The sequence below is a fragment of the Secundilactobacillus collinoides DSM 20515 = JCM 1123 genome (genome assembly GCF_001435975.1).
Classification (GTDB): domain Bacteria; phylum Bacillota; class Bacilli; order Lactobacillales; family Lactobacillaceae; genus Secundilactobacillus; species Secundilactobacillus collinoides.
Window position 1 is genome coordinate 1 of record NZ_AYYR01000089.1, and the last position, 9617, is coordinate 9617.

Annotated in this window: 11 protein-coding genes and 1 pseudogene; 3 read left to right on the forward strand and 9 right to left on the reverse strand. The window is 45.8% G+C overall.

Annotation, left to right across the window (positions count from 1 at the left end):
- Positions 1-96: 96 nt before the first annotated feature.
- The 4 genes and pseudogenes from ppx to FC82_RS13290 all read right to left on the reverse strand — a co-directional run bounded on the left by ppx (position 97) and on the right by FC82_RS13290 (position 5645).
- Entirely contained in the window at positions 97-1056 is a 960-nt protein-coding gene (gene ppx, locus FC82_RS13275; protein ID WP_056997252.1) for an exopolyphosphatase, read from the reverse strand.
- On the reverse strand, positions 1056-3221 hold the full coding sequence (locus FC82_RS13280; RefSeq protein WP_056997253.1) for an RNA degradosome polyphosphate kinase: 2166 nt from the start codon (positions 3219-3221) through the stop codon (positions 1056-1058). The genes ppx and FC82_RS13280 overlap by 1 nt, the downstream gene beginning before the upstream one ends.
- A complete protein-coding gene (locus tag FC82_RS13285; RefSeq protein ID WP_235809244.1) occupies positions 3218-4747 on the reverse strand; it encodes an HD domain-containing protein in 1530 nt (509 codons plus the stop codon). The genes FC82_RS13280 and FC82_RS13285 overlap by 4 nt, the downstream gene beginning before the upstream one ends.
- An 89-nt stretch (positions 4748-4836) precedes the next feature.
- Positions 4837-5645, reverse strand: a pseudogene (locus FC82_RS13290) (LicD family protein).
- A 173-nt stretch (positions 5646-5818) separates the two neighbouring features.
- On the opposite strand from FC82_RS13290, the gene FC82_RS13295 reads away from it, so the two are divergent.
- On the forward strand, positions 5819-6283 hold the full coding sequence (locus FC82_RS13295; RefSeq protein WP_054762796.1) for a MarR family winged helix-turn-helix transcriptional regulator: 465 nt from the start codon (positions 5819-5821) through the stop codon (positions 6281-6283).
- Between the two features lie 360 nt (positions 6284-6643).
- Here the strand turns inward: FC82_RS13295 and FC82_RS13300 are convergent, their stop codons facing one another.
- Positions 6644-7099 (reverse strand): OsmC family protein, encoded by a 456-nt coding sequence (locus tag FC82_RS13300; RefSeq protein ID WP_054762798.1) that lies wholly within the window; start codon positions 7097-7099, stop codon positions 6644-6646.
- Between the two features lie 237 nt (positions 7100-7336).
- Here FC82_RS13300 and FC82_RS13305 point away from each other — a divergent pair, with 237 nt between their 5' ends.
- Entirely contained in the window at positions 7337-7519 is a 183-nt protein-coding gene (locus tag FC82_RS13305) for a hypothetical protein (protein ID WP_054762800.1), read from the forward strand.
- A gap of 280 nt (positions 7520-7799) precedes the next feature.
- A complete protein-coding gene (locus FC82_RS13310) occupies positions 7800-8072 on the forward strand; it encodes a hypothetical protein (RefSeq protein WP_054711579.1) in 273 nt (90 codons plus the stop codon).
- 211 nt (positions 8073-8283) lie between these two features.
- Here the strand turns inward: FC82_RS13310 and FC82_RS16780 are convergent, their stop codons facing one another.
- From FC82_RS16780 to FC82_RS13320, 4 genes are all read right to left on the reverse strand, one after another.
- Positions 8284-8448 carry a hypothetical protein gene (locus FC82_RS16780; protein WP_156405156.1) on the reverse strand — a complete coding sequence of 55 codons (165 nt, stop codon included), beginning with the start codon at positions 8446-8448 and terminating at the stop codon, positions 8284-8286.
- Between the two features lie 156 nt (positions 8449-8604).
- Positions 8605-8775, reverse strand: coding sequence for a hypothetical protein (locus tag FC82_RS16785; RefSeq protein WP_156405157.1), 171 nt, complete (start codon positions 8773-8775; stop codon positions 8605-8607).
- Positions 8776-8794: 19 nt separating this feature from the next.
- Positions 8795-9151: a fluoride efflux transporter FluC gene (locus FC82_RS13315; protein WP_054762801.1), complete on the reverse strand. Its 357-nt coding sequence runs from the start codon at positions 9149-9151 to the stop codon at positions 8795-8797.
- Complete coding sequence (locus FC82_RS13320) at positions 9148-9531, reverse strand: fluoride efflux transporter FluC (protein WP_056997254.1); 384 nt, start codon at positions 9529-9531, stop codon at positions 9148-9150. The genes FC82_RS13315 and FC82_RS13320 overlap by 4 nt, the downstream gene beginning before the upstream one ends.
- Between the last annotated feature and the right edge of the window lie 86 nt (positions 9532-9617).

Genomic DNA, 9617 nt, shown 5'->3' on the forward strand with positions numbered 1-9617 from the left:
ACATAAAGTCAAATACGTTTCAAAACTCTCCACCAATACCAGTTGACAAAGAGCCATAAAAAGGCAGAAGTCTGAAATAGGACTTCTGTCTTTTTGTTATAGATTGTTATCAGAATCGTTGCGAACGTTTTTTGTGCGCAGATCATTCAGATGTTCAAACAGGATGCCTTCTCGCAGACCGTTGTTTGAAAAAGTGATGTGGTCTGAATCTAAATATCGCATTAGCAGCACCAGGGGAATCAGACCGCCAACAATGATATCCGCCCGGTCTTTACTGAGGCCTGGAATTTGTTTACGGCCCGCCAAATCTTCGCGAATAATTCTGGGAAACGTTTGATCAATTGATTGTCGGCTCAAACGATAGCCGTGAATATCTTCAAAATTGAGCATTTTTTTAAAACGGCGATTGATTTTGGCCATAGTCCGGTTACTGCCGCCGAGGCCGATCACTGGCAAGTTCAGACCGTTTCGCAACCACCAAATATTGGTGAGAATTTCATTGACGAAGGACATCGCATCAAACAGGCTATCAGCCGTGATACGGTCGGTAGGCAAGTACTGCTGTGTCAGATTCACGCTGCCTAATGGGATGCTGATGAGGTGGCTGATGGCATTGTTTTGCACCAGGACGATTTCTGAGCTGCCGCCGCCGGTATCTAAAATAACTGCGTTAGTGGCTGGCAGCGTCTCACTGACCCCAAGATAGTCGTAGTAGGCCTCTGTTGTCCCAGAAATCACTTCTAACGGTATGCCAATTTGACTGGTGACTGTCTTGAGAAACTTTTTTTGATTGACCGCTTGACGGGTTGCTGCGGTGGCAACTGCCTTTATTTGAAGGTTGTCTAATCCCTTATACACGTCCTTGAACGATTGCAATGCAGTCAGAGTGCGGTCGATTGCAGCGGGCTGAAGGACATGGGCTTCCCCCATATTTTCGGACAGCCGCACGTAGGACTTCATTTGTTTGACGGGTTCGTATGTGCCGTCATCATTTATGCGCGTGATAGTCATTCGAACCGAGTTTGATCCAAGGTCGATCACTGCAAAATTTTCCATTAGTGTGTGTCACTCCCATCATCATAATTCAGAGGATTGGGCTGATTTTCCGGGCTGAACATAGGCTGAAATTCGCTTGGCTTGGCCAGGGCCTCTTGAGCTTTATCGGCCTTCGCGTGAACGCTGGCAAGATCGGCAAAATAGGCTTGTGAATCTAGCGCGACATGACCGCGCCGGTCAACCCGTTTGAAGTGGCCGTCAGCCTGCAGAACACGTGTCTTCACGTTATCGTTCCACATTGTCTTATAAATGGTCAGCACGCGTTTTTTGATTTTCGGATCATTGATTGGGAATAGAAGTTCAACGCGACGGTTCAGGTTCCGGGTCATCAGGTCGGCGCTTGACAGGTAGATTGTTTCTTGACCATCAAGATTAAAAATAAAGATTCGGCTGTGTTCGAGGAATCGACCCACGATGGAGTGGACAGTGATGTTATCGCTGATTTCAGGAATGCCGGTTTTTAGGCAGCAAATGCCGCGAATAATCAGGCTGATTTTGACACCGGCGTGTGATGCCTTGTAGAGGTGAGCAATCATTGACTGATCCGACAGCGAATTCATTTTCATTCGAACCCGTACTTTTTTGCCGGTTTTCGCTAATTCGGTGGCCTGATTCAGTCTTTCGTTGATAAAATCACGGATGCCATGTGGTGAAATGTGAAGTTGGTGAAAATAGGGCGGTTCCGAATACCCAGAAAGCATGTTGAAAATGTTGGTGGCATCGATTCCCATATCTGCGTTCACGGTAAACAGACCCATATCCGTATAAAAGCGAGCGGTCACATCATTGTAATTTCCAGTGCCCATGTGCATGTAGCGGCGGATAACACCCTGTTCACGGCGGATAACAAGCGCGAGCTTACAGTGCGTTTTTAGGCCAATCAGGCCATAGATGACGTGGCAGCCCATTTTTTCCAATTGCTTGGCCCAATGGACGTTATTTTGCTCGTCGAAACGGGCTTTCACTTCAACGAGAACGGTGACCTGTTTGCCATTTTGTGCAGCCTGACCTAGGTAGCGGATGATTGGTGAATCGCCAGAGACTCGGTACAGGGTCATTTTGATGGCCAGTACGCCGGGGTCAATAGCAGATTGACGAATGAATTCAATTACGGGGTCAAACTTATCATAGGGATGCTGCAGAAAACGGTCATGACGCCGAATAGCGTCAAAAATGTTGTGGCTGCTGGTCAGTGAGGCTGGTTGATAAGCGGTAAAGCTAGGATACAATAAGTCACGATGATCGGTCACTTGGCCGGCCAGCTTACTCAGCACGGTAAGGTCTACGGGTCCGTTGATTTCGTAGATGGCGTACTCTTTGAGATCAAGTTCCTTCGTGAGCCGTTTCAGCAATTTTTTGCTGACGGTACTCTCAACTTCAAGGCGGATAACGTTGCCGCGTTCCCGCAGCTTCAACTGCTGCTGAACCTCTTTTAACAGGTCAGAAGTGTCTTCTTCAGCAACATCTAGGTCAAGATCACGAATAACGCGAAATGTTGCGCTCTCTTTAACCTCGTATTTTACGAATAGCTGATCCAGGAAAGGCTTGATAATGTCTTCAACAAGAATAAAGTCATTCTCTCCACCCGGTAAGCGGACGAGCCGTGGCAAGTTTGCTGGGATTTGCAGCGTCGCGTAGTATCGTTTTTTATCTTGATTGAGCAGCACGGCGAGATTGAGCGTGTCGTTAGCGATAAACGGAAACGGCCGTGAGCTGTCATCTGCTGTGGGCGTTAAAACAGGGTAGAGCGTGTCGTGAAAGTAACGTTTAATGAATTGCAGCTGACTGGTCGACAATTCATCGGTGCGGTACAGGTGGATATTTTGTTGTGCCAATGCTGGAATCAGAGACCGATTCAGTGTGGTGTATTGTTTGTTAAGCATCTTGTGGGCGGCGTCGTTGACGGCCAGTAGCTGTTCCTGAGCGGTCATCCCAGAAGCATCTGGTTTAGGGTAGTTAACGGCAGCCAGTTTTTTGAGTGATGCAACCCGAACGCTGAAGAACTCATCCAAGTTGCTTTGGGTAATGCTCAGGAATTTTAGTCGTTCCAATAGCGGGTTAGCCTTGTCGCGCGCTTCTTCCAAGACCCGGTCGTTAAAATCCATCCAGCTCAATTCACGGTTCGTGTAGTATTTGTGATCACTATAATTGATTTTAGTTGTCATTTAGCGGTCACGCTCCTTTGTTTCAGCTGCGGCTTCAGGCCAAAGGTCTCTTCAAAGAAGCGGCTCTTAAACGCAAACGCCCATTTTTCGAATAAGAGACTTTCATTGCAGTAAGCGGTAATGATGACCTCAGGCGCTTTCAGCGACACGGAGATGCGTTTGATTTTTTGCTGACGATCATCGTCCAGCGCATCGGCTAACCGTAAAATGGCCGCCAATTTAGCAATCAGTAGCCGGTCTTCAGTGGGCAGCTGACGAAAACGGCTGAGGTCCGCACTTGGTGTTTGGGTACTGTGATACCGCGAAATAGCAGCGATAATGTCGCGTTCTTTCGTGGAAAGACCAATGATATTAGAGTGCTGGATAATGTATTCAGAATGGAAATAGTGCTCATGGGCATCCACGTAAGCCCCAACGTCGTGCAGAATGCAGGCAATTTGAAGCAGCAGTCGTTCGCGGTCACCAAGTTGGTGCAGCGGCTTTAACTGATCAAATAGGTGCAGGGCGAATTTTGTAACTAACTGACGGTGGACGGGTTCGACCTGGTAGTGGTTGGCGATATTTTGAGCATCGGTCACGGTCTGTTCCGTGAAATCGAGTTTGCTGAATCCTGCCTTGATTGATTCGTTGACCGCTAAGCCATCCAGAACGGTTGTATCGGAGAAAACAACGCTGGTCCCCTGGGTCAGCCGCAGTAAGCGCCGAAGCAACAGCAATTCTGGCAACAGCAGCGGCATTTCGTTTTCCTTGAGGTTGTACTGTTCCATGAGGAACTGGTCAGAGGCGTCGATTGCCTGATCAAAAAGTTTCTCGAACTCCTTGATTGACATCCGGGTCTTGTTTTCGTTGCTGACGAGGTGACTTAACGGCATAGTACCCAGAAGAATCACTTCACTTGGCCCGCTGATAGCTTCGTGCGGTGTAATGCGCGCAAAGTTCGTCAGTTTAGATTCGATATAGTCGTTCAGCACCTCAACGGAATTTGGCGCACTTTGACGCAAACTTTGAAGATCTTCAGCAATCCGCACAGGCCCAAGTGAGAAGTTACTGGAGTAGACAAACGACCGTCCCGAAAATTGGGTGATCGTGGTGTTTCCTGAATTTATGCCAATCAAGTGGATCAGGCCATTTTCGTTGGTCTTGTTATGGCGCAGATCAAGCAGTACTGCTTGGTTACGATAGTAGTTCTCTTCACTGATCGACAGCCAGCTGAGGTGCAAACCGGTCCTAAGGAAAATCTGGTCACGGATGAAATCAGCGTTGATAGCGTGGGAGAGGGCTTCACTGCCCCATAACTGGTAAGATTCAATTTCGTAATCGTTCATTAATTGTAGAAAGCCCCGTAACGCGCCAGTCATTTGATTGACGAGTTCAAAATCAATGGGTTGATGTTGGTAAATACTGTCACCAACCAGTAATTCCTTGTGGACCCGTTCAATAGGCTTCAGGGTCTTCAGGTTAACAATGAGTAGATCTAATCCTTGTACCGTGACGACAATGGCACCGTAATAGTTGTTGTTGGACACGGCAATCACCTCCAATGTAATTGAAAAAAGTTATTCCAAACGCTGGGATGCTGGTTGTATTTTTAACCGGAAACCCCAGTTATCAGTACCTACGTAAATAATTGATTATCCATGATTAATTTGCTGATATGTTTTTCCGTGCGCTGACGAACCGGAGGCAATTGATGATAATTCCCGTAGAGACGGGTTAGAATGGCATCGTAGTTTTTCGGCACGCGGACCGTGATCTTCTCGAATGGAACGGAAATGAGATTCAACGCTTCGTTTGTGGTCATGATCTCTTTGTCATAAGCATACTGCGATGCAATATTTTTAATATGCGTAAGGGACTGTTGGTTATACTGCCGCATGATAGTTTCACGATCATGTTTCATAGTTTCCAGATCCTGCAGGTCATCCAGGTCGAGATCAGAATGACGATAAAGCGGCGTCTCGATCCACCGGTAACCCGCCTTAACGATGATACGGCTATCCAACAGTTTGAATCTTGCTAGCTGGCTGCGCTGGTCGCCGGGATCTTCTGGAATCCGGTCAAACGGGAAAATATCAATAAAAACGCCTTTTCGCGCTCGGTTGACATTATTTTTTTCTTCAATATAAGTGTGACGATCCAGCAGTTTCATGTAACTGAACCCATAATTTTTATCACTATAGGCCGTTTGCAGAAAATAGTGGTCGTTTTTCAGTAGGCTAGGGGCATATTGGGCAAACTGCTCATAATCGTTGCGCAACATGCCAATATCCATGTCATCGTCCCAGGGAATAAACCCCTTGTGGCGGATAGCACCCAATAGGAACCGCCGATGAGAAAATAGTTCACATTCAGCTGATCACAGATTTGAATGATCTTTTTTAAGTTATTGAGCTCAACGTGGTGAATTCTGTCTAAAATATCGATGCGAACGCCTCCCAATAGTAGTAGAATTACTTTAATAGTACCATAGGCCGATTAAAAAGATGCTTGAATGGCCTAGTATTTTAACCGTGGTTTTGTGAAATGTGTGGTAGTATTCACAAGCAAAAGATGATAGGATGTTAAGAGTAAAGTTATCAAAATGATAGGGTGGAATAATGGAAGTTCAACAATTACTAGACGAATACATTGACGTATATATCAAATCACTGAAGTACTTGGACACGTTCGTTTCTGAACCTGCGATGGAGTACAACCTTTCCTTTGAACAGTACTTGATCTTGCACGATATTGCGGAGAAGGCTAACGTAACCCTAGCCCGCATCGCAGACAAGCGCGGCGTGACTCGAAGTGCCATTTCACGCCAAATTAAGGTGTTGCTCAACTTAGATTATATCTATCAGCAGCGTGACGAAAAGGATCATCGGCGTCAATATCTGCATTTGACCCCACGTGGCCGCCAAATCGAGGAAATTGTGACCAAAAAAGCACGCAGTCGCTTCGGCAGCTGGGTCGACATCTTCGGCGAGGAGAAGGCGGAGTCGTTACTAGCCTTTATCAAACAGTTTAGCAAAGTAACAAAGCTGGAGAATGGTGGCAAGAGTGCAGAAGAAGGCGATTAAGGGGCGAAGTGTAAGCAACACTGGAATAAAATCCCGGTTTTGGATTTTGTGTCAGTGTTGCTTACGCGGCAGCCCCTTGCCTTCTGGAGCACGTTTCGGCTCGAGGACCTCAGAACACTAACTTTGGCATAAAATCCCGGATTTGGATTTTGTGTCAGTGTTGCATACGCAGCAACCCCTTGCCTTCTGGAGCACGTTTCGGCTCGAGGACAGAGGCCCAACGTGATAAACAATTCCAAAACGCATGTCATTAACAAAAATGTCTAAATGGTGGTAATTAGGGATTACCAGTCATGGCTGATGCAAAAAAAGGTTCGAGATATTCTCTCGAACCTTTTTTGTTGTCCACAACTGTGCGCATTACCGGACCATTTCCCCGGCTGCAATCTGATCATCATCAAATCCATCCACAACATGAATCGTATAATTCTCACTGCCACTCAGCAATTTTGATACGGGGCACCGTTTCTCCGCCTGACGCACAAAGTCCACGACCTGCGCACGTGAGAGGTGCGGGATAAAGACGCGTGCATCCACCAAGAATTCGAGTCCAGCCGTGCCCTTGACCATGGTCACATGAACGTGAATCTGTGCGCGATGAGGGAGGTTGTTTTCTTTTTCGATGGCCTGCAAGGTCGCGCCCATGCACGTACTTAATGATAATCCTAATAACTGTTCCGGGTTGGCACCAGGCATCTTCTCATTCAGGGGGTTGCTGACAGCGACACTGACGCCTCCCGGAACTGAAGCGTACCCATTAAGGCCATCGTGGTTAATGGCGTCGGTTTCATACTTTTTGATGAATTTCTTGTCCATAAGTCGTTAACTCCTTTGCTAACTTTTCTAATGGCTCTAGTTTAGTGAAATATCCGCTAAATAGCAACGACTATCCCCTGGTTGGTTGTGTTTAACAACTATGGGTTTTCAGTCTCTGCGAAAAATAAATAATGAAATTTATAGATTTTATTGATTATAATCTAGACCCCTTTTTATTAATGTGCTATGATTACGGCAATGCAGGAGTATGGCAGCGCTTTTTTGGAGGGGATCAAAATGAACCTGATTCAGTTTTCAAGTCATCCTTCGGTAAGAAAAGCTTGGACACAACGCTTAAATCAGGGGGGAACACTGATTGAGCCGGAGATGATGTTAGCGTTTAAGGCAACACTTCATGCGAATGAGCAACGGTTTGGGGACCGTCATAATAAGGATGAAGCGGAACTTGTTGCTAAGTAGTTAATTTTGCAAAAAAGCGATTGGTCGTGTACTATTCCGGAATGGAGTGGTACACGGCCTATTTGTGGCCTTAAATCTGAAACGATTTTGAGAAAGATGTAACTTTTCATAACCCACGCCCCATAGGCGGTTAAGCGTCACCGTAACGCAGGGAGACAATTGCGTCCGCGCGCAAACCGTGGTTTAATAAAACCAACGAGTGACGATAGATTGTACAGTTTACGCTGTGCAATCATGATGATTGACTATTCATCATGATTTGAGAGATGGAGGAATGCATGTGTATAAGGTAATGGTTATGCTTCACGAAGGTGACGACTACATTCGAATGAACAAGGTTTACTTTGAAACCATGCCGGTCGCGGGTCAGTACATCATTCACTCTGATGGCTTAGCGTACTACGTTGAGGAAGTGACCATGTTCGCGGGTTACGTCAGCAGCAAGGGTGCCACCACGATCCTGGTCGTGCACCCAGCATCAAAGGATGAAGCGGTTAACCAACTTTACGGCATCGATATTGAAAGAGACTTGGATGATCCGGAAGAAGAGTAGAGAGTGTCGCAAGGCGTTTTGAGGGCGCAACGGTGAAAATACCATTTACAGAAAACGTGTTCGTCAGATACGAATTGTAGTTAAACACCAAATAAAATAAGGACGATATCACCAGCAATGGTTGATATCGTCCTTATTTGGTATAAAATGCATCAAGTTGTAGCGTTTTTCGCTGAGACACCATAGTAATCGACCCTGTCCTTTTTCAAGATTATGAGTAGAAATGGTTCGTCTTTGGTTCCATACCGAATGCGTGTGCTTGGAAGAATTCACGTTCAGCTGCACTGATGTTTTGCAGATCTTTTAACATGATCGGACGAACGTTGTCGTAGTCTGTGTGCGGTTGGTTGTTATTGTATTGGTCTAAAGCGTTCATTGATGTCACTTCCTATTAGTAGAATGACATTATTATACAATCATGAGAGCAAAAAAGCTAGTAAAAAATACATTAAATTTAATATGCATACATTTATTTTGCGAAAATGATAAACAAAATACATAATTAGTGGGTATTAACGCTTTCTTTTAAAAATCAATATACATATTTTTGAATATTGTAATCGGTTAACCGAACCGGCTTTGAGGTCATTATGAATAATGAATGAGATTTTTTGGCCGGTTGATCGCCAAACTGGGTCATTCCAATTAAGAATAGCAAAATAGTCAGTAAGATGACGAATAGATCGACAAGTACTTGTTTCATAGTCAGTCCCCCTCAAAGATTAAAGAAGCAAAAAGCCACCATACGCAACTGCCACACCCAATACTGATGATAAAACGAGGTAGCCTGTAGCAAGCAATGGCCGGTCGCGTATTAGAACAACCACTTCATTCGTGAATGTTGAATAGGTCGTAAAACCGCCAAGCAAGCCACTGCCCACCAGCCACATCAAGGAAGTTGCCGGGAACCGTGCTGTCAGCATGCCAAGACAAAACGCGCCGAGCAGATTGATCAACAGGGTGGCCATCGGCAAGGGAACAGCTTTAAAGACTTCATTGCCAATCCGTGTGATTGTGAAACGTAAAAGGGCGCCAATTGATCCCGCAAGACCAATTTCAATGATCGTAAATAGGGTCATGGCAGTCTCCTTTGCTGAGCCCGGTGACTCAGGGCAACGCCCCAAACAGCGGCGAGAATACCGAAGAATAAACTGCCCGCCCAGTAACTGGCAGCGAGTAGAAAGCCTTGCTGGGTCGCAAGGTTGACCGTGTCGACACAAAAGGTTGAAAAGGTGGTGAAGCTGCCGATGAGACCAACGCTTAACCCGGAAAGCAATTCGTCAGAAACAGGAACGATAAAGGGCAGTGCACCGGTCACTAGTGCTAATAAAAAAGAACCCGACACGTTGATGGCCATCACCGTCACAAAGTGTTGCTGCGCGAAAATAGTGGTTAACCAGAGTCGGAGAAGACTACCGAAAAAGCCAAAAATGAAGATGTAAACCAGACGCTTAAACATATGTATAGCTGGCCCCTTTCTGGGTATGTTACTGAAACTTGAAAGCTAATAATCACGCCAAAGGCGTGTGGTTATTGGCTTTTTTG